Origin of the sequence: Pseudomonas sp. HN2, from assembly GCF_020736465.1 — a bacterium.
GTDB classification, from domain to species: Bacteria; Pseudomonadota; Gammaproteobacteria; order Pseudomonadales; family Pseudomonadaceae; genus Aquipseudomonas; species Aquipseudomonas moraviensis_A.
In genome coordinates, this window is record NZ_CP085885.1 from 3,371,235 (window position 1) to 3,395,008 (window position 23,774).

The 23,774-nt window shown below is 58.5% G+C and carries 21 protein-coding genes; 10 read left to right on the forward strand and 11 right to left on the reverse strand.

The genetic code is table 11. The features are described from left to right. Positions 1 to 65: 65 nt before the first annotated feature. From LIS66_RS14545 to LIS66_RS14555, 3 genes are all read right to left on the reverse strand, one after another. Positions 66 to 1,691, reverse strand: coding sequence for a methyl-accepting chemotaxis protein (locus tag LIS66_RS14545; RefSeq protein ID WP_227972431.1), 1,626 nt, complete (start codon positions 1,689 to 1,691; stop codon positions 66 to 68). 305 nt (positions 1,692 to 1,996) lie between these two features. Then, positions 1,997 to 3,136, reverse strand: a complete 1,140-nt coding sequence (locus LIS66_RS14550; protein WP_227972432.1) for a glycerate kinase — start codon at positions 3,134 to 3,136, stop codon at positions 1,997 to 1,999. A gap of 199 nt (positions 3,137 to 3,335) precedes the next feature. Continuing rightward, the gene (locus LIS66_RS14555) at positions 3,336 to 4,454 is read right to left on the reverse strand and encodes a sugar diacid recognition domain-containing protein (RefSeq protein ID WP_227972433.1); all 1,119 of its coding nucleotides are present in this window, start codon (positions 4,452 to 4,454) and stop codon (positions 3,336 to 3,338) included. A gap of 171 nt (positions 4,455 to 4,625) precedes the next feature. Between LIS66_RS14555 and LIS66_RS14560 the strand changes: the two genes are divergently transcribed. The 4 genes from LIS66_RS14560 (at position 4,626) to rarD (ending at position 10,456) form a co-directional block, all read left to right on the forward strand. Then, a complete protein-coding gene (locus LIS66_RS14560) occupies positions 4,626 to 5,936 on the forward strand; it encodes an MFS transporter (protein ID WP_227972434.1) in 1,311 nt (436 codons plus the stop codon). A 178-nt stretch (positions 5,937 to 6,114) separates the two neighbouring features. After that, on the forward strand, positions 6,115 to 7,128 hold the full coding sequence (locus LIS66_RS14565) for an aldo/keto reductase (RefSeq protein ID WP_227972435.1): 1,014 nt from the start codon (positions 6,115 to 6,117) through the stop codon (positions 7,126 to 7,128). A gap of 155 nt (positions 7,129 to 7,283) precedes the next feature. Next, positions 7,284 to 9,395 carry an acyltransferase family protein gene (locus LIS66_RS14570; RefSeq protein WP_227972436.1) on the forward strand — a complete coding sequence of 704 codons (2,112 nt, stop codon included), beginning with the start codon at positions 7,284 to 7,286 and terminating at the stop codon, positions 9,393 to 9,395. Positions 9,396 to 9,574: 179 nt separating this feature from the next. Beyond that, a complete protein-coding gene (gene rarD, locus LIS66_RS14575; protein WP_227972437.1) occupies positions 9,575 to 10,456 on the forward strand; it encodes an EamA family transporter RarD in 882 nt (293 codons plus the stop codon). A gap of 147 nt (positions 10,457 to 10,603) precedes the next feature. Here the strand turns inward: rarD and hppD are convergent, their stop codons facing one another. Continuing rightward, positions 10,604 to 11,680: a 4-hydroxyphenylpyruvate dioxygenase gene (gene hppD, locus LIS66_RS14580; RefSeq protein WP_016774910.1), complete on the reverse strand. Its 1,077-nt coding sequence runs from the start codon at positions 11,678 to 11,680 to the stop codon at positions 10,604 to 10,606. Positions 11,681 to 12,031: 351 nt separating this feature from the next. Between hppD and LIS66_RS14585 the strand changes: the two genes are divergently transcribed. Together LIS66_RS14585 and LIS66_RS14590 are read left to right on the forward strand one after the other, a co-directional pair. Further along, positions 12,032 to 13,567 (forward strand): EAL domain-containing protein, encoded by a 1,536-nt coding sequence (locus LIS66_RS14585; RefSeq protein ID WP_042606859.1) that lies wholly within the window; start codon positions 12,032 to 12,034, stop codon positions 13,565 to 13,567. 227 nt (positions 13,568 to 13,794) lie between these two features. Continuing rightward, positions 13,795 to 14,160, forward strand: coding sequence for a histone-like nucleoid-structuring protein, MvaT/MvaU family (locus tag LIS66_RS14590; protein ID WP_042606858.1), 366 nt, complete (start codon positions 13,795 to 13,797; stop codon positions 14,158 to 14,160). Between the two features lie 215 nt (positions 14,161 to 14,375). On the opposite strand, the gene LIS66_RS14595 is transcribed toward LIS66_RS14590, so the two are convergent. Then, positions 14,376 to 14,894: a DUF4946 domain-containing protein gene (locus LIS66_RS14595; protein WP_042606857.1), complete on the reverse strand. Its 519-nt coding sequence runs from the start codon at positions 14,892 to 14,894 to the stop codon at positions 14,376 to 14,378. A gap of 137 nt (positions 14,895 to 15,031) precedes the next feature. Between LIS66_RS14595 and gloA the strand changes: the two genes are divergently transcribed. Further along, positions 15,032 to 15,553 carry a lactoylglutathione lyase gene (gene gloA / locus LIS66_RS14600; protein ID WP_039762746.1) on the forward strand — a complete coding sequence of 174 codons (522 nt, stop codon included), beginning with the start codon at positions 15,032 to 15,034 and terminating at the stop codon, positions 15,551 to 15,553. 252 nt (positions 15,554 to 15,805) lie between these two features. Here the strand turns inward: gloA and ahpF are convergent, their stop codons facing one another. The 3 genes from ahpF to LIS66_RS14615 all read right to left on the reverse strand — a co-directional run bounded on the left by ahpF (position 15,806) and on the right by LIS66_RS14615 (position 19,132). Then, the gene (gene ahpF, locus LIS66_RS14605) at positions 15,806 to 17,368 is read right to left on the reverse strand and encodes an alkyl hydroperoxide reductase subunit F (RefSeq protein WP_116658052.1); all 1,563 of its coding nucleotides are present in this window, start codon (positions 17,366 to 17,368) and stop codon (positions 15,806 to 15,808) included. Positions 17,369 to 17,492: 124 nt separating this feature from the next. Next, complete coding sequence (gene ahpC / locus LIS66_RS14610; RefSeq protein ID WP_016774916.1) at positions 17,493 to 18,056, reverse strand: alkyl hydroperoxide reductase subunit C; 564 nt, start codon at positions 18,054 to 18,056, stop codon at positions 17,493 to 17,495. Between the two features lie 137 nt (positions 18,057 to 18,193). Then, entirely contained in the window at positions 18,194 to 19,132 is a 939-nt protein-coding gene (locus LIS66_RS14615; RefSeq protein ID WP_083352667.1) for a site-specific integrase, read from the reverse strand. 177 nt (positions 19,133 to 19,309) lie between these two features. Here LIS66_RS14615 and LIS66_RS14620 point away from each other — a divergent pair, with 177 nt between their 5' ends. Beyond that, positions 19,310 to 20,326 (forward strand): DNA-binding protein, encoded by a 1,017-nt coding sequence (locus tag LIS66_RS14620; protein WP_123419466.1) that lies wholly within the window; start codon positions 19,310 to 19,312, stop codon positions 20,324 to 20,326. On the opposite strand, the gene gorA is transcribed toward LIS66_RS14620, so the two are convergent. Beyond that, on the reverse strand, positions 20,323 to 21,681 hold the full coding sequence (gorA, locus tag LIS66_RS14625) for a glutathione-disulfide reductase (RefSeq protein ID WP_227972438.1): 1,359 nt from the start codon (positions 21,679 to 21,681) through the stop codon (positions 20,323 to 20,325). The two genes, LIS66_RS14620 and gorA, sit on opposite strands and share 4 nt — an antisense overlap. 129 nt (positions 21,682 to 21,810) lie before the next feature. Then, a complete protein-coding gene (galU, locus tag LIS66_RS14630) occupies positions 21,811 to 22,650 on the reverse strand; it encodes a UTP--glucose-1-phosphate uridylyltransferase GalU (protein ID WP_024013124.1) in 840 nt (279 codons plus the stop codon). Positions 22,651 to 22,908: 258 nt separating this feature from the next. Here galU and LIS66_RS14635 point away from each other — a divergent pair, with 258 nt between their 5' ends. After that, complete coding sequence (locus LIS66_RS14635) at positions 22,909 to 23,094, forward strand: hypothetical protein (RefSeq protein WP_016774922.1); 186 nt, start codon at positions 22,909 to 22,911, stop codon at positions 23,092 to 23,094. 140 nt (positions 23,095 to 23,234) lie between these two features. Further along, positions 23,235 to 23,522, forward strand: a complete 288-nt coding sequence (locus LIS66_RS14640) for a hypothetical protein (RefSeq protein ID WP_042606852.1) — start codon at positions 23,235 to 23,237, stop codon at positions 23,520 to 23,522. A 3-nt stretch (positions 23,523 to 23,525) separates the two neighbouring features. Here the strand turns inward: LIS66_RS14640 and LIS66_RS14645 are convergent, their stop codons facing one another. Further along, the gene (locus tag LIS66_RS14645; RefSeq protein WP_042606851.1) at positions 23,526 to 23,756 is read right to left on the reverse strand and encodes a hypothetical protein; all 231 of its coding nucleotides are present in this window, start codon (positions 23,754 to 23,756) and stop codon (positions 23,526 to 23,528) included. Positions 23,757 to 23,774: the final 18 nt, after the last annotated feature.

Consider the following 23,774-nt stretch of genomic DNA (forward strand, 5'->3'; position numbering starts at 1 on the left):
CGGTGATTGCCTGACGTGGGCCGGATAAAAACTGTTTCAGCCCACTTCAGGCAATTCCGTATTTCTCAAATCACAAAACGCGCCACCATCGCATTCAAATCCACCGCCAGTCGTGACAGTTCGTGGGTCGCGGCGCTGGTCTGATTGGCGCCGGCGGCCGATTGTGTGGCCAGATCGCGGATGTTGACCAGGTTGCGATCGACTTCCCGCGAGACCTGCGCCTGCTCTTCTGACGCACTGGCGATGACCAGGTTACGTTCGTTGATCTGATGAATCGATTGAGTGATCTGCTCCAGCGCCACACCGGCGGCGCGGGCCATTTCCAGGGTGGTCTGGGTGCGCTGATTGCTTTGCTGCATCGACGAGACCGCTTCACCCGTGCCGTTCTGGATGCCGGCGACCATTTTTTCGATTTCCTGAGTCGACTGCGCGGTGCGATGGGCCAGTGCCCGTACCTCGTCCGCCACCACGGCGAAGCCACGCCCGGCTTCCCCGGCACGGGCCGCTTCGATGGCCGCATTGAGCGCCAACAGGTTGGTCTGCTCGGCGATGGCGCGAATCACGTCCAGCACTTTGCCAATGTCGCGACCTTGCGCGGCGAGACCTTCGATCATCTGCGCGGTGTTCTGCACGTCGTGGGTCATGGTCTGGATCGCGTCGACGGTTTTCACCACTTGATCGCGCCCTTCGCGGGCGGCGTGGGTCGACTGGTTGGAGGCCTCGGAAGTCGACACGGCGTTGCGCGCGACTTCTTCCACCGCAGCGGTCATCTCGTTGACGGCAGTGGCGGCTTGTTCGATTTCATTATTCTGCTGCTGCAAGCCACGGGAAGCTTCTTCGGTAACGGCACTGAGCTCCTCGGCAGCGGCGCCCAGTTGCGTGGCGGAGCCGGCAATCTGTTCGATGGTTTTGCGCAGGTTGGTCTGCATCGCGGCCAAGGCTTCGAGCAGACGCGCCGGTTCATCCTTGCCGTCCACTTCGATGGCTTTGCTCAGGTCGCCGCCGGCAATTGTCTGCGCGGCGAGCACTGCGCGGTTGAGTGGCGTGACGATGCTGCGGGTCAGCAACCAGGCGAGCAGCACGGTGGCCAGCGCGGCGATCACGGCAACGATGATGATCCCGGTGATGGCGCTGTCATAGTTTTCACCGGCCTGGATGGCCGCCGCTCTGGCCCCGGCCGTATTCATGCCGATCAATTTGTTGAGCTGCTCGCCCATTTGATCGGTGCCTTCCTTGATGCGCGTGTTGATCAATGCACGCATCGCTTCCAGGTCGCCCTGGCGCGACAGCTCAAGCATCCGGTTCTGCGCTTGCAGGTAGTTATCGAGGGTGGTCGAAAACGTCTGGAAAACCGCGCGCTCGTCAGCGCCTGCCGGCAGCGCGGCGTAGCTGGCCTGGGCTTTGCGCACCTTGTCGACCAGCACAGCGATGCGGGTTTCTGCTTCTTGCAAGCTGGCCGGTTCGCGATTGACCAGCACACGGAACGAGAGAATGCGCATGCGCAGGACGTTTTCCGTGACCACGCTGAGGTGGGTCACGCTGGGCAATTGGTTGGTGTCCATATCGATCGACGCCTGACGAATGACCGTCATGCGGCTGACGGCGAACACGCCGAGGACGATCACCAGCAAGGCGATAAAGGCAAAACCGAGGAACGCACGGGGCGCGATATTGAGGTTACGCAGGGACATGGTCGGACTCTCGATAGAAAGAAACTGCGAGCGTCCATGCCGTGAGCACTGGCCCTTGGCGGGCGGCAGTCCGGCGTCACTGGGTTATGGTTTTGTGCGCGCCTGACCGTTGTATCGGCCAGGCTTGAGGAAGGTTTCGGGTCCGCAGCAAATATTTTTCCGGACGTTACAACAATCAAACACTGCTCCGCTGCCTTTGGTAGGAGCTGTCGAGTGCAACGAGGCTGCGATCTTTTGATCCTGCTTTTAAAAGTGAAAAGATCGCAGCCTCGTTGCACTCGACAGCTCCTACATAGGCAAGCCGATCAGCGTTGGGTGGCGAGTTGCCAGACCCGAGCAATATCGGTGGCACGCTCACTCAGCAGCCGTGGGGCTTCGGCGCAGGCCTGTTCCAGAGTCATCGGTCCGCTGGTCACGGCGAACGCGGCGTCGATGCCGTGTTGATAGAGTTCCTGATAGCCCTCGCCCAAGGTCCCGGCAATCACAATCACCGGCACGGCATGCTGTCTGGCTATCCGCGCAACACCGAACGGCGTCTTGCCGCGCAGGGTTTGCGCATCGAACCGACCTTCTCCGGTGATCACCAGATCGGCGCCATTGACCGCCTCAGCGAGCCCGACCAATTCCGCCACCACCTCGACGCCCGCCTGAAACTGCGCGCCGAGAAAAGCCTTGGCCGCAAACCCCAGGCCACCGGCCGCGCCGCTGCCCGGCTCATCGCGCACATCCTTGACCAACGCCTGCGCGCAGAGTTCGGCGAAGTGCCCCAGCGCCTGATCCAGTTGCTCGACCTGCGCAGGCGACGCGCCCTTCTGCGGGCCGAAAATGGCCGAGGCACCCTGCGGGCCGCAGAGCGGATTGTTGACATCAGCGGCGATGTCGAAACGCACATCGGCCAGACGTGGATCAAGTTCACTCAAATCCAATCGCGCCAAATTCGCCAAGGCCAGCCCACCGGGCGCCAGCGGCTGATCCTGCGCATCCAGCCACTTCACGCCCAAGGCCTGCAGCGCCCCGGCGCCGCCGTCGTTGGTCGCGCTGCCGCCAATCGCCAGAATCACCCGTTGCGCCCCCGCATCCAGCGCAGCACGAATCAATTCGCCGGTGCCGAAGGTGCTGCTGATGCAGGCATCGCGCTGTCCCGGCGACACCAATTGCAGGCCGCTGGCCTCGGCCATTTCGATGATTGCCGTGTGACTGTGCGGCAACCAGCCCCACGCCGCGTCGACCGGCGTACCCAACGGGCCGCGCACGCGGGTGCGGCGCAGTTCGCCTTCGCAGGCCGCGAGAATCGACTCGACCGTCCCTTCGCCGCCATCCGCCATCGGGCACTTGATCAGTGTCGCCTGCGGCCAGACCTGGGCCAATCCGCGGGCGATGGCTTCGGCAACGCCTTGGGCACTCAGGCTGTCCTTGAACGAATCGGGGGCGATGACGATCTTCATGGGAATTCTCCGGTTGCATTGGCGTTCATGCTGCCAGTCGCCATGGGCGTTGACGCCGGTCGGGTGCACAAGGGCTGGAGGTGATTGTTGTTCATTTTCACAAAAGGCTCTGCGGTGAATGTACCGCCGCCATCGCGAGCAGGCTCACTCCTACAGGGGAATGCATTCTGCTCGCGATGGCGTCTTTGAAGACGCCCAATTAACCCGGATCTGTCTGCGGCAGTAGCTGCACCCCAAGATACAACGCCAGCATCCCGTCCAGCTTCAACGGATCAACCCCGCTCAACTCGGCAATCCGCTCCATCCGATAACGCAAACTGTTGCGATGAATCCCCAGGGCATCGGCACACGCCTGACTCTGACCATCGTGCTCGCACCAACTGCGCAAGGTCGCGAGCAACTGGCCGTTGTTGTCCTTGGCAATGACCTTGCGCAGCGGCTTGAGCAACTCGTCCAGCGCATCATCGTTGCGATGGCGCCACAGCATGACCGGCAAGCGGTAACGATTGAGCGTCAGCAGCCTCGAATTCGGCAGCACATCACGTCCATAAGCGAGCAAATCGCCGACCCGTCGATAGCAGCGACGCAACCCGGCCAGGCCATCCGCCTGCCCGCCGACGGCGATACGCAGAATCTTCCAGCCAAGGCCGTCGAGTTTTTCCAGCAGGCGATCATGCTCGACGTGCTGGCTCGCCGGGCGACACCAGAGCAGCGACGACTTCGCCGAACTCACGCACCAGCTGTCGGGATAACGCGATATCAGCCATGCACTCAACGCCTCGACGGTTTGCCCGGGGCCGTGCTCAATGCCCAGCTCGAACAGATAGGGCACCCGCGTCAATTGCGGTTTCAGCCCGAGCTGCTGCGCCTCGTCGACCAGACGCGGCGAATCCCCCGCCTCGCTCAACAACAGCGCCAGCAGATCATCACAACGCTGGCGCCGCCACTGCTGCTCGGCCTGCTGATTGCGCTGGCCGACGAGCATTTCGGCGGTCATGCGCACCAGTTCGGCGTAGGTGCGCAATTGTTCCGGCTCGCCGGTGATGCCGAGCACGCCGATAAGGCGCTGGTCGAGCAGCAGCGGCAGATTGATCCCCGGCTGCACGCCTTTGAGATGCACCGCCGTCTGCGCATCGATTTCCACTACACGGCCGTTGGCCAGCACCAGTTGCGCGCCTTCATGACGGGTGTTGATCCGCTCCGGTTCGCCGCTGCCGAGGATCAGGCCCTGACTGTCCATGACGTTGACGTTGTACGGCAAAATGGCCATGGCCCGGTCGACGATGTCCTGGGCAAGGTCGTGATCGAGTTCGAACATAGCGGCGACAATCCTTCATTTCAGGCACAAGCGGTTGTTCAGCCGCACAGGGTCTGGCGACAAACCCTGTGCTCAGGCACAAAGACAATCCGGCCAAAGGTGGCCGAGACTCTCAGGGCGATCAACGTTACCCTTTGCATCGCAAAAAATCATAATAAAGAGAGAGCCGCTATGTCGCAGAGCGCCGCAGCTACCCAGACCATCGACGACGGTAAAAACGCCGTCTACAAACGCATCACCCTGCGTTTGATTCCCTTCATTTTCATCTGCTACCTGTTCAACTACCTCGACCGGGTCAACGTTGGTTTCGCCAAGTTGCAGATGCTCGATGCGCTGAAGTTCAGCGAAACCGTGTACGGCCTCGGCGCCGGGATTTTCTTCATCGGTTACGTGCTGTGCGGCGTGCCGAGCAACCTGGCACTGACCCGCTTTGGCCCACGGCGCTGGATTGCGCTGATGATGATCACCTGGGGCACGCTGTCGACTTGCCTGTTGTTCGTCACCACACCCACCGGGTTCTATACCCTGCGCTTCTTCACCGGTGCGGCTGAAGCCGGTTTCTTCCCGGGCGTCGTGCTGTATCTCTCGCAGTGGTTCCCGACCTTCCGCCGTGGGCGGATCATGGCGCTGTTCATGTCGGCAATTCCGGTCTCAGGTTTGCTCGGAAGCCCGTTTTCCGGGTGGATCCTCAACCATTTCGCCGCTGGCCAGGGTGGCTTGGCCGGCTGGCAATGGATGTTTCTGCTGCAAGGCATTCCGACCGTGATCCTCGGCGCGCTGGCGTATTTCCTGTTGAGCGACAGTTTCGCCAACGCCAAATGGCTGACCGCCCACGAACGTTCGGTGCTCGAAGCTGACCACGCCGAAGACCTCGCCAACAAACCGAAGACCGCCACCGACTCGCTGCTCGCGGTGTTCAAGAACCCGGCGATCTGGGCGTTCGGCCTGATCTACTTCTGCATCCAGAGCGGCGTCTACGCGATTAACTTCTGGCTGCCTTCGATCATCAAGAACCTCGGCTTCAGCGATAACCTGGTGATCGGCTGGCTGAGTGCGATTCCGTATCTGCTGGCGGCAGTGTGCATGTTGGTGGTCGGGCGTTCGGCAGACTTGCGCAAGGAGCGTCGCTGGCACTTGGTGGTACCGATGCTGATGGGGGCTGTCGGGCTGGTGATTGCAGTGAATTTCGCGGCGAATCCGGCGATTGCGATTCTCGGCCTGACCATTGCGACGATGGGAGCGCTGACCGGCCTGCCGATGTTCTGGCCAGTACCAACGGCCATGTTGAGCGCGGGTGCGGCGGCCGGTGGCCTGGCGTTGATCAACTCGATGGGGCAGATGGCGGGGTTCCTCAGTCCGTACCTGGTCGGTTGGGTCAAGGACAGCACCGGTTCGACGGATGCGGCGTTGTATGTGCTGGCGGCGGTGATTGTCGGCGGGAGTCTGCTGGCGTTGCGGATGACGCGGGCGTTGCGGGCCTAATCAGACGCGCAGATCAAAAGATCGCAGCCATCGGCAGCTCCTTCTCTGGAATGCGTTCCCTGTAGGAGCTGCCGAAGGCTGCGATCTTTTGCGTTTAACCGGTGCAATAATTCACTTTGCGGGCTCTGACGCTTCTGGTATTTGATTAACCCCTTCCCACCGACAAAAGGATTTCGGCATGAGCTTCCGCACACTGGGCCACTCGGGCTTGCAGGTCTCTACCCTCACCCTCGGCACGATGATGTTCGGCGAACAGACCAGCACGGAAGATTCGCTGCGCATCATCGACAAGGCATGGGATCAGGGGATCAATTTCATCGACACCGCCGACGTCTACACCAACGGCCGTTCCGAAGAGATCGTCGGTGAGGCGATTGCCCGGCATCGGCATGAATGGGTACTGGCCACCAAGGTCGGTTTCGGCCCAGTGGACGGTGTGCCGAACCGCAGCGGTCTGAGCCGCAAACACATCTTCAACGGGCTCGAAGCCAGCCTCACGCGTCTGGGAACTGACTACGTCGACATCTATTACCTGCACCGCGAAGACCACAACACCCCGCTTGAAGTCAGCGTGTCGGCGATTGGCGACCTGATTCGCCAGGGCAAGATTCGTTATTGGGGCTTGTCGAATTACCGAGGCTGGCGGATTGCCGAGGTGATTCGCATTGCCGACAAACTGGGCGTGGATCGGCCGGTAATCAGCCAGCCGCTGTACAACATCGTCAACCGCCAGGCCGAGACCGAGCAGATCACCGCTGCGCAAGCCTACGGCCTCGGTGTGGTGCCTTACAGCCCGCTGGCCCGTGGCGTGCTCAGCGGCAAGTACGCACCCGATGTGACCCCAGACGCCAACAGCCGCGCCGGGCGTCAGGACAAGCGCATTCTGGAAACCGAGTGGCGCGTGGAGTCGCTGCGCATTGCCCAGCAGATTCAGCAATACACCGAGCAACGCGGCGTCGGTATGGTCGAGTTCGCGATTGCCTGGGTGTTGAACAACCGCGCGGTGACCTCGGCGATCGTCGGTCCACGCACTGAACAGCAGTGGGACGCCTACACGCTGGCGCAGGCGGTGCAGATCACCGCCGAAGACGAGGCTTTTATTGACTCTCTGGTGACTCCAGGGCATGCCTCGACACCGGGTTTCAACGATGTGAGCCATTTTGTTTCAGGGCGCAAACCGATTCAGTCCTGACTTTTGCCCCAGCCCTCTCCCGAAAGAGAGGGCTGGCCGGTGGAAACGAAACAAGGCCTTTGTAACAAAACCTATATACTCGGCCGCTTTATGGAACCGAGCTTCAGCAGCCACGACCTACGGTTGCTCGCTCGAAAAGTCAGCCAGGATAGTCAATGTTCAATCGGCCTCTCGAGTTTGCCTGCAAGCCTCTGCGCGCGATGTTCAAAGCGTTCGATAACAAAAAGGCATACGACACCTCCCCTTCTGCGCCGCCAACCAGCGCCAACCCGCGGATTGCCGCCCTTGAATACCGTGCGGACATCGACGGGCTGCGGGCAATCGCAGTTCTGCTCGTTCTCGTCTTCCACGGCGGCCTGACCCTGTTTCCGTCGGGCTTTATCGGCGTGGACATCTTCTTCGTGGTTTCGGGATATCTGACCACCTCGATCATCATGAAAGCGCTAGAGAACCGCACGTTCAGCTTCACCGGGTTCTACACCCGGCGAATCTGGCGCCTGCAACCGGCAGTCATCGCATTGCTGGTGGCGACGTTAATCGTCACCACGCTGCTGTACTTGCCCGATGACTACATCGATTTTCTGAAAAGCGGGAAATACACCTCGCTGCTCATCTCCAATCAGTACTTTTCCAAAGTGACTACGGGTTATGCGACGCCCGACGCGGCGAGTCTGCCGCTGTTGCACACCTGGTCGCTGGCCATTGAATGGCAGTGGTACCTGCTACTGCCATTGGGCATCTGGCTGCTTGATCGCTATGTGCCGGGAAAAGCGTTCAAAGCTGTCGTGCTAGGTTTGACTGTGGCCGCCACGGCGCTCGCGCTGTACCTGTCGCGGGCCTATCCCGACCTGAACTACTACTTCTTCACCGCGCGAATCTTTGAATTGATGATCGGCTCGTGTGCGGTCATTTTCAGCTCGGACAGATTTCGCCTGGGCCGTTTGAGCGCTTCTCTGGTTTGCGCGCTTGCACTGGCAACAATTTTCTACTGTGCGATTCAGGATGACATCCTCGGTGGCTTCCCCGGTCCCCATGCTGTCGCGGTGTGCATTGCCACCGCGGTGCTGCTGTTTCGCGGTATCGGTGACGTCAGCATCACCTCGAATGCCCTGGCATTTAAACCGTTGGTATTTATCGGCACCCTCTCCTACTCGCTGTATCTGTGGCACTGGCCGATTCTCGCGGTGCTCGCTTATCTGGGCATCGCGCTGACGACAAGCGTGACGGTCGTGTACTTCATCGCCACGCTCGTGATCGGTTACCTGTCGTTTGTGCTTGTTGAAAACCGCTTTCGCAAGGCGCGAGCCGGTTTCGCCAAAACCCTGCTGTTGATGATGGTACTGCCCGCGATCTGCCTGTCGCTGCTGCACGCGGCGGGTAGAAACCATGAGGGCTGGCCTAACCGGTTTGGTGAAGACTCGGTCGCCATGTTCAGTACGTTGAAAGCCTACGTACCGCTCAACCGTGAGGATTGCCTGGGCGCCAGTGATGGCACCAATCCGGGCTGCATCATGGGCGCGACGCAGGCGAAACCGCAGGTGATGCTGATCGGCGATTCTTACTCGAACCACTATTGGGGCTTTGTCGAAACACTCGCCAAGGATGCTGGGCTGTCGGTGCTGGCGCAGGGATATCCCGCCTGCCTCGCACTGCCCCGGATTTATCTCTACAACTGGTACAAAGCCAAAAATGCGCTGTATGAGAAATGTCACGCCGCGGCGCACCGCTACTACGACCTCATCGCCAGCAATCGTTTTCAGTACGTGATCATCGGCCAGTTCTGGGAGGCTTACCTCACCGATTCCATCGTCACGAAACTCGATGACCCGCGCAGCCTGGCGTTGTCCCAGCAACGACTGGGGATGGCGCTTCGAGAGGCGCTGGACATCATCGTCAAATCCGGTGCGCGGCCGATCCTGCTGATGAATACCCTGCCCATGCCCGCGAGAATCAACGAGTGCCTGCTCAGACAGGTCAAGCTGCGCGGGATGATGGGCAGCGCTGAACAGAGCCGTCTGTGTGCTGCCGTGCCATGGTCAGGCCTGGAGGATCCGTTCATGGCGAAGCTGTTCAGCGAACTGCAGACGGACTATCCACAATTGATGGTGCTTGATCCAAAAACGGTGCAATGCAAAGACGGCACCTGCATGACCACGGTCGATGACGTGCCGGTGTACCGCGACATCGGTCATGTGTCCGATTACGCCTCGTACAAGTTTGGGGAGCTGTACCTCAAACGCTTCGGCAATCCGTTGAAGGCTGATTGATAACGGGCGCTAACCAACCAGAGCTCGCCAAGGCAGATTCGCCAACTATGCTGAATCTGCCAACAGGTCCGGCGCCCGCGCGCCTGCTTTGCGTTTGAAATAATGAGCACTTGCTCAATATTCGCCACGAAAAACCCGTATCCTGCGCACCCGTTCAACCCTCAACACGCGAGGACAGTTTGTCTAAAGGTATCGCTTTATCAGTGTCAGCCTCGGTGCTGTTTGCCGTCATGTATTACTACACGTCGCTGCTTACGCCTCTGAGCGGTGTGGAAATTTTCGGCTGGCGGATGCTCCTGACCGTGCCGTGCATGACCTTGTTCATGCTGGTATCCGGGGAATGGCGTCGGGTAGTGGAGCTGAGCCGGTTGATGGCGGCCAGGCCGAAACTGATCGCCGGGCTGCTTGTTTCGTCGGCGCTGCTTGGCGTGCAGCTATGGCTGTTCATGTGGGCGCCGCTCAATGGCTACAGCCTCGATGTATCGCTGGGTTATTTCCTGCTGCCACTGGCAATGGTGCTGACCGGGCGGATTACCTACGGCGAAAGCCTGTCTTACCTGCAAAAAATCGCAGTGTTCTTTGCCTGCCTTGGCGTGGTGAACGAGCTGTATCAGGTCGGTGGATTTTCCTGGGCGACGCTGGTCGTCGTGGTCGGCTATCCGCTGTACTTCGTCCTGCGCAAATACCTGAAGACCGACCATCTTGGCGGCCTGTGGGTCGACATGACCTTGATGCTGCCGATTGCTTACTGGTTTGTGCAGGGCGGCGAACAAGGTCTGGGAGTATTCGATCAGTATCCGGGCCTGATGTGGCTGATTCCGCTGCTCGGCCTGATCAGTGCTTCCGCGCTGGTGGTGTACATCATTGCCAGCCGCCTCCTGCCTTTCAGTCTGTTTGGCTTGTTGAGTTATGTTGAGCCGGTGTTGTTGCTTGCAGTGGCGTTGTTGCTTGGGGAAAGCATCAAGCCGGGCGAGTGGCTGACTTATATCCCGATCTGGCTGGCGGTGGTGGTGCTGGTTTTCGAGGGCTTCAAGCATTTGACGCGCCACCGCCGCTCCTGAAAGCAAAAGATCGCCGCCTTCGGCAGCTCCTGCATTTGGAATGCGTTTTTCCTCTAGGAGCTGCCGAAGGCTGCGATCTTTTGAACCTGAAAAAAAAATCCCGGCCCTGCATCTCTGCAGGCCGGGATTTTTCATTTCAGGGGCGGATTACTCAGTGGTCAGCACACCACGACGCACCTGGTCACGCTCGATCGATTCGAACAATGCCTTGAAGTTGCCTTCGCCGAAACCATCGTCACCTTTACGCTGGATGAACTCGAAGAACACCGGGCCCATCAGGGTCTCCGAGAAGATCTGCAACAGCAGACGCTTGTCGCCCTGCTCCGACGCACCGTCGAGCAGAATGCCGCGCGATTGCAGCTGATCGACCGGCTCGCCGTGATTCGGCAGACGTCCTTCAAGCATTTCGTAGTAAGTGTCCGGCGGCGCAGTCATGAAGCGCATGCCAATCTTCTTCAACTGATCCCAGGTCTTGATCAGGTCGTCGGTGAGGAAGGCAACGTGCTGGATGCCCTCGCCGTTGAACTGCATCAGGAACTCTTCGATCTGCCCGGCGCCTTTGGACGACTCTTCGTTCAACGGGATGCGGATCATGCCGTCCGGTGCGGTCATGGCTTTCGAGGTCAGGCCGGTGTACTCGCCCTTGATGTCGAAGTAACGGATCTCGCGGAAGTTGAACAGCTTCTCGTAGAAGTTCGCCCAGTAGGCCATACGCCCGCGATAAACGTTGTGGGTCAGGTGGTCGATGATCTTCAGGCCGGCGCCGACCGGGTTGCGATCAACGCCTTCGATAAACACGAAGTCGATGTCGTAGATCGAGCTGCCTTCGCCGAAACGGTCGATCAGGTACAGCGGCGCGCCGCCGATGCCTTTGATCGCTGGCAGATTGAGCTCCATCGGACCGGTTTCGATATGGATCGGCTGAGCGCCGAGTTCCAGTGCACGGCTGTAGGCTTTCTGCGAATCCTTGACGCGGAACGCCATGCCGCAAACGGACGGGCCGTGTTCGGCAGCGAAGTACGAGGCGACGCTGTTGGGTTCGTTGTTGAGGATCAGGTTGATCGCGCCCTGACGATACAGGTGCACGTTCTTGGAACGGTGGGTCGCGACTTTGGTGAAGCCCATGATCTCGAAGATCGGCTCAAGCGTGCCAGGAGTCGGTGCTGCAAACTCGATGAACTCGAAGCCCATCAGGCCCATTGGGTTTTCGTATAAATCTGCCATGGTGACGCCTCATCATTTCTTATCAATTAACCAGGGTTATTTGTCAGGAACGTGAGGCAGAGGGAGGCGCACAGGAGATGCCACGCACGCTGCGGGCGAGGAAGTCTCCGTAGATCAGTTGAAACCCGAATATCTTCATTGTCGACCCAAGGCTCTTGTGGGCGAGGCTTCTGCTGCCAGAAGACGATTATTATTGTATGCGTAACCCGATTCTACACAGCGTAACCTGGCTTGTCTGCCCTCCCTTTAGAATCCGCTTTTTTGCCTACTGTACAAGAGCCATCTGCCATCTATTCTCCCCTCTGGCTCAATTGTTTACCGGGCCCGACTTCCATGCCACAGGATGTGCCCATGCCGTTGACCCGCAGACCCCGCCGCAAACGCAGCACCCGCATCGCAGTAACGCTGCTCAGCGGTTTGCTGCCCATCGCGCTGGGCAGTGTGATCCTCTATATGCAGGCAGAACGCACGCTGCAGCAAAGCGCCGGGGAAACTGCCGAACAAGCGTTGCGCCAGTTCGACCTGATGCTCGATAACACCGCAGAAGCCGCCCGGGCTTTGCTCCCGCTTGCCGGAAAGAACTGCGAAGAGGTGAAGCTGGCCCTGCGCGAACAAGTGACCCGCCGGCCATTCGTGCGCTCGACCAATCTGGTCTGGGATAACAATCTTTACTGCAGCTCGCTGTTCGGTCAGTTCGAGGAAGCCGTGAATGCCGGGGATTATCATCAGGGCCGGCTGTGGTTGATGAATGGTAACCCTGTGACACCCGATACGGCGCTGCTGGTCTATCGCCTCAGCGACGGTCGCGGCGGCGCGCTGACCACGCTCGATGGTTATCACCTGAGCAATATTCTGCGCCTGATCGGTCGCCAGACATTGCTGATGCTGCAAGTGGGCGATAACTGGTTGTCCGCCGACGGCAAAGTGCATCAGGGGTCGCTGCCGACCTTGCCGGTCGCGCAGAGCATGCTGGAGTCCCGGCAATATGGTTTCAGAGTTACGGCGGGTTTCCCTCAAGGCGAAACCTGGCGGTACATGGCGGCTGAGTATCCGCCACTGTTCAGCCTGCTGATCTTTTTCGGCGTGGTCTCCGGCGCGATCGGACACTTCGTACAAAAACGCTCGAGCTCCCCCAGTCACGAAATGCTCCGTGCGCTGGAAGCCGGTGAATTCATTCCATACTTCCAGCCCGTGGTTAACGGCGACAGCCAGCAATGGTCAGGCGCCGAAGTATTGATGCGCTGGAACCACCCGAAAGAAGGACTGGTGCGTCCGGATCTGTTCATCCCGTTTGCCGAACACTCGGGCCTGATCGTGCCGATGACCCGCGCCCTGATGCAGCAGATAGCCCTGCTGCTAGGGCCTCACGCGGCGTCCTTCGCCAAGCCGTTTCACCTGGGGATCAACATCACCGCCAGCCATTGCCGGGACCTGGAACTGGTGGAAGATTGTCGCGAGCTCCTTTCTGCATTCGCGCCGGGTAGCGTGCAACTCATACTGGAACTGACGGAGCGCGAGCTGATCGAGCCGACCGATATCACATTGCAGCTGTTTGAGCAGTTGCGTGCGTTGGGCGTAAAGATCGCGATCGACGACTTCGGCACCGGCCACTCCAGTCTCGGTTACCTGCGTACTTTCAATGTCGACTTTCTCAAGATCGACCAGAGTTTCGTGGCTATGGTCGGCATCGATGCCTTATCGCGGCACATACTCGATTCCATCATTGAGCTTGCGGCCAAGCTGGAGCTGGGTATTGTTGCCGAAGGTGTCGAAACCCAGGCTCAGGCCGATTACCTGACCGAACATCACGTTAACTTTCTGCAGGGTTATTTTTACGCTAAACCAATGCCAGCCGCAGATTTCATCGACGCATTAACTCATCATTAACTCCCCCGACCATCCCGCTGAACAGGCGCACCAATTTGATACAAAAAATCATTGTTGTTACATGACGACAACATCAGGATTTACTCTTGTCGCATTAACTACTACAATTTTTTCAACCTCAGCCGGATTGGCAGGTGAGCCATTTATCACCGAGTCGCTTCAAGGCTCTTGGCTTATAGCTTTGTTTGCGGTTGGTATCAGCCAAACACACTATTGGAGTAAAGATATTGTCCAGACTCGCTGAATTTCGTGCAGCTGAAAAGGCCCTTCAGGAACAGCTCAAACAGCTGGAATCGCTGAAGAACGATGCCGGGCTCAAGAAAGAAATCGAATTCGAAGAGAAGCTCCAGGGACTGATGAAAAGCTACGGCAAAGGCCTGAAAGACATCATCGCCATTCTCGATCCGAACCCGGCAAAGTCCGGCCTGCAAGCGCCTGCAGCGCCCAAGACCCGCCGCGCTCGCGTGGTCAAGGTTTACCAGAACCCACACACTGGCGAACTGATCGAAACCAAGGGTGGCAATCATCGCGGCCTGAAAGCCTGGAAAGAACAGTACGGTGCATCCACCGTTGATTCCTGGTTGCGCGGTTAATCTGACGCCAGCAAAAAGCCCTGCTAGATGCAGGGCTTTTTTATTGACAATATCTAACAAATGAAATGATTTTCATCAAATAAGTTAGAATTTTGTGTAACGTTAGTGAGTCAGTCGCTTAAACATTCTGCTGCGCGATGTTGCCGTGAGTACCTGATAAAACTTTGTGCTTAATCCTTTCCGGTATTCAAATTTCAGCGACTTAGTACGAACGTCTATAGTTTCAGGCTGTTGCGAGCAGCCACTATTTCGTCCTCGCTCGCCTTATAAACCTCTGCCTGGCCGGCGTATGAAAGTACATAAGCCTTGTCCGATTGCACAGCTGCCACCAACGTTTGTGATAATACGTGCCGGCCATTTTCGGTTACCGTGCAGGTCGTCTCCAGCCCGGTCAATGAACCCAGTGCTGCGGGATGAATCCTGTTGCATACGCTTTGATAACCACTGCGGAAAAAATCCTTCTGAATGGATTTGCGCATCTCCAGCAGCACACCCTGCAAATTGACCTGATGCCCCGCCTCCACCTGGCTCATGGTCAACTCCATCACCATCACCTGGTTACCATCGGCATCGTGCTTCACCGCCCTTTGTCGCGAGACCGGCGCTGCGGTGTCCGGCAAGGCTTCAACCTCCCAGCCTGCCGGCCAAGTGATAGCTGGTTCGGCCACCGCCGGAAGAACCACGGTCGACGACAAGACAAAAAAAACAAACACGGATTTGAACAGTCGGATCATTGCCGGACGCACTCGCAGGTAGAAGACAAAGTCTGAGCCCCGCCTTCGCGCAGGGCAAGCCCACCTTGCATTTGGCGATGCCGGCCGGCATGCGTATCATTGCGCCCATACACTTGCCCATTGTTATTGGAGGGCCCATGAGCCTCAACGAACTGAACACTTTTCCCGGCGTGACTGCCACGCCAGACAGCGCAACCCGCAACTTCGTGTTCAACCACACCATGCTGCGCGTCAAGGACATCACCAAGTCGCTGGATTTCTACACCCGCGTGCTGGGTTTTTCGCTGGTCGAGAAACGTGATTTCCCGGAGGCCGAGTTCAGCCTGTACTTCCTCGCGCTGGTCGACAAAGCGCAGATCCCGGCTGACGCCGCTGCACGCACCGAGTGGATGAAATCGATCCCGGGCATTCTCGAACTGACCCACAACCACGGCACCGAAAACGATGCCGACTTCGCCTATCACAACGGCAACACCGACCCGCGCGGCTTCGGCCACATCTGCATTTCGGTGCCGGATATCGTCGCGGCATGTGCACGTTTTGAAGAACTGGGTTGCGATTTCCAGAAGCGCTTGACCGATGGCCGCATGAAGAGCCTGGCGTTCATCAAGGATCCGGATGGTTACTGGGTTGAAATCATTCAGCCTGCGCCGCTGTAAAAGCTGAAAGCCCCTCACCCTAGCCCTCTCCCAGAGGGAGAGGGGACAGATTGCGGGATGCTGGAGAATTACGCCGACTTGAATGATTGGCGGTGAATCCATAATCGACCGGCGCTCTCAGGTCGATGGATGAGTTCAGACACCTCGGTCGGCTCCCTCTCCCTCGGGAGAGGGCTGGGGTGAGGGGTGGCTTTCCACGCGCAATAAAAAACCCATGATCACTCATGGGTTTTTTCGTTTTCGACGTGGCAATTACGCCGGTGCCGAAGTCCGGATCAAGTGATCGAACGCACTCAGCGAAGCCTTGGCGCCCTCGCCTACCGCAATCACGATCTGCTTGTAAGGCACAGTCGTCACATCACCTGCTGCAAAGATTCCCGGGATTGAAGTCTCGCCACGGTTATCGACAATAATCTCGCCACGCGGCGACAGCTCGATGGTGCCCTTCAGCCAATCGGTGTTGGGCAGCAGACCGATCTGCACGAAGATGCCTTCCAGTTCGACCGTGCGCAGCTCATCAGTGCTGCGATCCTTGTAGCGCAGGCCGTTGACCTTCTCGCCGTTGCCGGTGACTTCAGTGGTTTGCGCACTGGTGATCACGGTGACGTTCGGCAGGCTGTGCAGTTTGCGTTGCAATACGGCGTCGGCGCGCAGTTGCACGTCGAACTCCAGCAGCGTGACGTGCGAGACGATACCGGCCAGATCGATGGCTGCTTCAACGCCGGAGTTACCGCCGCCGATCACCGCCACACGCTTGCCCTTGAATAGCGGGCCGTCGCAGTGCGGGCAGTACGCCACACCCTTGTTGCGGTATTCCTGCTCGCCCGGGACGTTCATTTCGCGCCAACGTGCGCCGGTCGCGAGGATTACGCTCTTGGCTTTGAGGGTTGCACCGCTGGCGAAGCGGACTTCGTGCAGCTCGCCATTCTTGCCCGGGATCAGCTTGTCGGCACGTTGCAGGTTCATGATGTCGACGTCGTATTGCTTGACGTGTTCTTCCAGCGCCGTGGCCAGTTTCGGGCCTTCGGTTTCCTGTACGGAAATGAAGTTTTCGATGGCCATGGTGTCCAGCACCTGACCGCCGAAGCGCTCGGCGGCGACGCCGGTGCGGATGCCTTTGCGTGCGGCATAGATCGCGGCCGAAGCGCCGGCCGGGCCACCGCCGACGACCAGTACATCAAAGGCTTCCTTGGCGCTGATCTTCTCGGCCTGACGCACGATGGCGCCGGTGTCGAGTTTGGCGAGGATTTCTTCCAGACCCATGCGGCCCTGGCCGAAGTTTTCGCCGTTCAGGTAGATGCTCGGCACAGCCATGATCTTGCGATCGTTGACTTCGTCCTGGAACAACGCGCCGTCGATGGCGACGTGGCGGATGTTCGGGTTGAGCACGGCCATCAGGTTCAACGCCTGGACGACGTCCGGGCAGTTCTGGCAAGACAGCGAGAAATACGTCTCGAAGCTGAACTCGCCTTTGAGCGAGCGGATCTGCTCGATCACTTCAACGCTGGCCTTCGACGGGTGGCCGCCAACTTGCAGCAGGGCCAACACCAGGGAAGTGAATTCGTGGCCCATCGGGATACCGGCAAAACGCAGGCTGATGTCGGCTCCGGGGCGGTTGATCGAGAACGATGGCTTGCGCGCGTCGTCACCGCTGTCGATCAAGGTAATCTGGCTCGAAAGACTGGCAACGTCTTTCAGCAGGTCAAGCATTTCACGGGATTTCGCACCGTCGTCGAGGGATGCAACGATCTCGATCGGTTGGGTGACCCGTTCCAGGTACGATTTCAACTGGGCTTTAAGATTGGCGTCCAACATACGGGCGATTTCCTTTGTTTGAGGCGAAAAAAAGCCCGAGCGAATCTCGCCCGGGCATTTTTATTGGGCGGTGCAGCTAACTTAAGAAGGTGCGGCGTACCGCCCTGCGTTGCATGTCACAGACTCAGATCTTGCCAACCAGGTCCAGGGACGGAGCCAGAGTGGCCTCGCCTTCTTTCCACTTGGCCGGGCAAACTTCGCCTGGGTGTGCAGCGACGTACTGAGCAGCCTTGATCTTGCGCAGCAGCTCGGAAGCGTCACGGCCAACGCCGCCATCGTTCAGTTCAACGATTTTGATCTGGCCTTCAGGGTTGATCACGAAGGTGCCACGGTCAGCCAGGCCAGCTTCTTCGATCAGCACGTCGAAGTTGCGGGAGATGACGTGGGTCGGGTCGCCGATCATGGTGTATTCGATTTTGCCGATGGCTGGCGAAGTGTTGTGCCAGGCAGCGTGAGCAAAGTGGGTGTCGGTCGAAACGCTGTAGATTTCCACGCCCAGCTTCTTGAACTCAGCGTAGTTGTCGGCCAGGTCTTCCAGCTCGGTCGGGCACACGAAGGTGAAGTCGGCTGGGTAGAAGAACACTACGGACCACTTGCCTTTCAAGTCAGCATCCGAGACTTGAACGAAGTCGCCGTTTTTGAACGCGGTAGCTTTGAACGGTTTTACTTGGCTGTTGATGATAGGCATCGATGACTCTCCGTCAGGGGTTATGAAGTTGATGGGTGAATCCTACCCACTCACTCGACGGAAGGCTCATTGGCAAACCTGATACTGCTGATTTGTTTTCGCTATTAGCTGACTGTATTAATAGAAGAAAACGATCTCTACGGTTGATCCGGCTTATCCATAATCCGAGCCATTCCCTGGAATGGGCTGACCTCAACATAGCGCATGGCGGATTTCATGTCCTTCCAGCCAACGTAACTCATCAGCGATTTCAGATCCCAACCGCTTTGATGCGCCCAAGTTGCAAAGCCGCGTCGCAACGAATGACTGGTATAACCGGCGGCGGCAATCCCGGCGCGCTGCAAGGCCTGACGCAGCAGAGGAATGATGCTGTTGGCGTGCAGGCCCTCTTCGCTCAGATTGCCCCAGCGATCAATGCTGCGGAAAACCGCGCCGCGCACCAGCGCTGCCTCTGTGATCCAGTCGATATAGGCCTGCACCGGGCACAGCTTCAACAAGGCCGGGGCTTGATAGGTCTGTCCGAGATTTTCCCGATCACCCTTGCTGCGCGGCAGATACAACGTGATTCCCTTGCCGGCACTCGCCTGCACATGCTCGACCTGCAAGCGGCACAACTCGTCGCTGCGGAAGCCCCGCCAGAAACCCAGCAGAATCAGCGCACGATCACGATGGGCCTTGAGCAATGTCGGGCGGTCCTGCTCTTGCCGGGCGGTCTGCGCTTCGTGCTCCAGCCAATCGATCACTCGCTGCAGATCCTGTAGTTGTAACGGCTCGGCCTGTTTTTCCTGCGCTGGATGCAAGGCGCGAATCCCCTTGAACACCTTGCGCACCACTGGCGCCTTGGTCGGGTCGGCAAACCCTTGGCTGTTGTGCCACTGCGCCAGCGCCGACAGACGCAGTTTCAGCGTATTGATCGACAACACGCCGGCGTGCTCCACCAGATAACGCGCAACGCTGTCGGCGGTGGCCGGCAGGAAACCGCCCCACGACACCTCGAAATGCTCGATGGCCATGCGATAGCTGCGGCGGGTGTTGTCACGGGTGGCGGCTTGCAGATAGCGATCAATGTCACTCATGGGCAGTTTTCTCGCTGGCGTACTGGCTCAGGCATGCAGATGCGCATTTTGCCGTCTGACATTGGGTAATACCAGTATATCCCGCCTGTTTTATTTCAATGATTTACCTACATTTTTAGCGTGGTACACTGCGTACTTTAGTGGCATGTACCACAGTACGTAACCGTAGGAGTTCACATGGCCCGTGGCGGCATTACCAAAGCACTGGTGCAAATCGCTCGCACAGCGATCCTGGCTCGCGGCGAACACCCGAGCATCGATGCAGTACGCATCGAAATGGGCAACACCGGCTCGAAAACCACGATCCATCGCTATCTGAAAGAATTGGACGATGGTGCCCAGCCCACAGAAGCCTCGGCAGAACCGATAGATGATGAGTTGACCGCCCTCGTCTCGCGCCTTGCCCAACGCCTGAAAGAACAGGCGCAGGAGCCCATCGAGCAAGCCCGCGAGCAGTTCGAAGAGCAACGCGAAGCACTGGAAGCCGAGCTGAAACAGGCTCGCCAGGCGCTGGAAAAACTCGAACACGACCACGATATTCAGGGCGCCGCGCTGCAACGCGAATCCGAAGCGCTGAGCAACACCCGCTCGATGCTGCAAACCGAACAGACGCGCAACGCCGGCCTGAATCAGGCATTGGCCGACTTTGAATTGCGCTTGCAGGACAAGGACGAGCAGATTCGCTCACTGGAAGAAAAGCACCTGCACGCCCGCGATGCGCTGGAGCATTACCGCAATGCGACCAAGGAACAGCGCGAGCAGGAACAGGCCCGCCATGAAGGGCAAATCCAGCAGATCCAGGCCGAACTGCGCCAGGCTCAGCAGAGCGCGCTGGTGCGTCAGGATGAGATCACTCAGCTGCACCGCGATAACGAACGCCTGCTCACCGAGAACCGTGGCACCCAGCGTGAGCTGAACCTGCTGCAGGACCAGCTCAAGCAGAGCAATCAGCGTCAGGATCAATTGCTCGAGCAGGCCACGCGCATGGACAGCGAGCGCACCCTGCTCCAGGAACGTCTACGCGTGGCGACACTGGAAAGCCAGGCGCTCAAACAGAGCGTCGACGAGCAGACGCAGCTCAATCAGTCACTGGAAAAGGAATTGCTCAAGGCTCAGGCAAGCCTGGAAGACAGCCAGCGTCTGGCGGCTGCCGTTGCAGCAGCGCCAGATTCGGCCAAAGCGAAGGATGTTTAAGCGCTAACCGGTGTGCGCATGGTGACGAACTCTTCGGCGGCCGTCGGGTGCACCCCGATGGTGTCGTCGAAGTCGCGCTTGGTCGCGCCGGCCTTCAAGGCAATCGCCAGGCCCTGCACGATCTCGCCAGCGTCCGGGCCGACCATATGGCAGCCAAGCACCTTGTCAGTCCTGGCGTCGACCACCAGTTTCATCAGGGTTTTCTCCTGACAGTCAGTCAGGGTCAGCTTCATCGGCCGGAAGCGGCTTTCGAAAATCACCACCTCATGGCCGCATTCGCGCGCTTCCTCTTCGCTCAGACCGACCGTGCCGATGTTCGGCAGGCTGAACACCGCCGTCGGGATCATCTTGTAATCCACCGGGCGATATTGCTCTGGCTTGAACAAGCGTCGAGCCACGGCCATGCCTTCAGCCAGTGCGACCGGGGTCAATTGCACGCGACCGATGACATCGCCCAGCGCGAGAATTGACGGCTCGGTGGTTTGATACTCGTCGTCGACTTTGATGAAGCCCTTGTCGTCGAGCTGCACATCGGTGCTTTCCAGGCCAAGGTTGTCCAGCATCGGACGTCGGCCGGTGGCGTAGAACACGCAATCGGCTTCGAGTACACGACCATCCTTGAGCGTTGCTTTCAAGCTACCGTCGGCCTGCTTGTCAATGCGTGCGATGTCGGCATTGAATTGCAGATCGAGACCGCGCTTGGTCAACTCTTCCTGCAGATGCTTGCGTACCGAGCCGTCGAAACCACGCAGGAACAGATCGCCGCGATACAGCAGCGTCGTGTTGGCACCGAGGCCGTGGAAGATTCCGGCGAACTCGACGGCGATATAACCGCCACCCACCACCAGCACACGCTTGGGCAGCTCTTTGAGGAAGAACGCCTCGTTCGAACCGATCGCGTGTTCATGCCCCGGGATCTCAGGGATCTGCGGCCAGCCGCCGGTGGCGATCAGAATGTTCTTCGCGGTGAAGCGCTCACCATTGACCTCGACCTCGTGCGGCCCGACGATTTTGGCGTGCGCTTCGTGCAGGGTCACGCCACTGTTGACCAGAAGATTGCGGTAAATGCCGTTGAGGCGATTGATCTCGCGATCCTTGTTGGCGATCAGCGTGGCCCAGTCGAAGTTCGCTTCGCCCAGGTTCCAGCCAAAACCGGACGCCTGCTCGAAGTCCTCGGCAAAGCGCGCGCCGTAGACCAGGAGTTTTTTCGGCACGCAGCCGACGTTGACACAGGTCCCGCCCAGATAACGACTCTCGGCCACCGCCACTTTCGCCCCGAAACCGGCGGCAAACCGCGCAGCCCGCACACCGCCGGAACCGGCACCAATCACATAAAGGTCAAAATCGTAGGCCATTTCTATCTCCTCGGCAGGCCATCAGCATACCCGCAGTCATCCATTGGGCAAGCACTGCCGTTTATATAAGGACGGAAAATGAAAAAGCCACCCGAAGGTGGCTTTATCTTGCAGACGAGGCAAATGCTTTTAGTAAGCCTTGCCAGTCTTGTAGAAGTTTTCGAAGCAGAAGTTGGTCGCGTCGATGTAGCCTTCAGCGCCACCGCAGTCGAAACGCTTGCCCTTGAACTTGTAGGCCATTACGCAGCCATTCTGGGCCTGTTTCATCAGGGCGTCGGTGATCTGGATTTCACCGCCCTTGCCTGGCTCGGTCTGTTCGATCAGGTCAAAGATGTCCGGGGTCAGGATGTAACGACCGATGATCGCCAGGTTCGACGGCGCGTCTTCCGGCTTCGGCTTCTCGACCATGCTGTGCACGCGATAGATGTCGTCGCGGATCATTTCGCCAGCAATCACACCGTACTTGTTGGTTTCCTGCGGATCGACTTCCTGGATGGCGACGATCGAGCAGCGGAACTGTTTGTACAGCTTGACCATCTGGGTCAGCACGCCGTCGCCGTCGATGTTGACGCACAGATCGTCCGCCAGTACCACGGCGAACGGTTCGTCACCGATCAGCGGGCGGCCAGTCAGGATCGCGTGGCCCAGACCCTTCATTTCGGTCTGACGGGTGTAGGAGAACGAGCACTCGTCCAGCAGCTTGCGGATGCCGACCAGGTATTTTTCCTTGTCGGTGCCCTTGATCTGGTTTTCCAGCTCGTAGCTGATGTCGAAGTGGTCTTCCAGAGCACGCTTGCCACGACCGGTAACGATGGAGATTTCAGTCAGGCCCGCGTCCAGTGCTTCTTCAACGCCGTACTGGATCAGTGGCTTGTTTACCACCGGCAGCATTTCTTTAGGCATGGCTTTGGTCGCTGGGAGGAAGCGAGTGCCGTAACCGGCTGCTGGAAACAAGCATTTCTTGATCATATAAGTCCTTGAAAAGGCTGTGTGTACGAGTTTCGAGGCAGTCTAATCAGGCGGCGTGCGCCTTACAATGCCCCGCGCTGGCTAACCGATGCCAACATAGAGAAATATTCGCGCGGATAGTTCCGTCGAGGTTTTTCAGCGGCGAATTCAGCGTAGCCCAGGATCGTGAGCATCGGGGTCACCATACGCTTATCAGCTCCCAATGCGAGCATTTGCCGCTATCATGGCGCCTTTGAACCAGCGAATGAGACAGACTAGATGGCCGCGGTAAAAATCATCAACGGGTATGTGATCGACAAGAAAGACGGCAAGTGGACGCTGACCACCACCAATGGCGAACACATCGCCGGGCCTTTCGACAGTGAACAGATGGCGACGGATGTGGCCTCGGTATTCACCGATACGCCTGCATCATCCAAGCGTCGTGGCAAAGATCAGGACTGATCCCGTTGCCGCACGTCCCAGGCCCTGCCAGCACGCAGGGCTTTTTTGTGCCTTGTTGGCAAACAAGTGGCCAATCGCTATAACCTTTTCATCGCGGCGCTGTCAGAGCCTCCAGTCCCCCACTTGAAGACCACGCAACCATGAACCTGAACAAACTGCAGCCGCTCTTCGCGGCATTGGTACTGAGCGGCTGTGCCACCTCGCAGCCGACCTATCTGAACAATGGCGAACAGGGCCTGAGCATCGATTGCTCCGGCGAAGCCAACTCCTGGGCAATGTGCTACGAGAAAGCCGACGCTTCTTGCGCAGGCACCGGCTATCGCATCGTCGGCACCGACGGCACACCGGCGCCAAAGGAAGATGATAAAACCCTCGGCGTCGACGTCGGCAATTACAAGACCCGCAACGTCGTGGTCGTGTGCAAATAGTCGCTACATGTGGATTTCGGCGAACTTGATCCCGAGGCCACGGACGACCTCGATCAACTCGTCGAGCCGACTGAAAGACTCGACTTCATCATTGTCGTCCACCAGGAAGTAGCTGCGCCCTGCACTCTTCTTGAAAAACACGATCCATTCACCGGGATTCGCCGGGTTCTGGATGATATGGGTGGCAGAGACAAGGCCCTCTGCATGGCGCTCGCGCACGTGCTCTCGCTTCATCGCAACTCCAAAAATGAC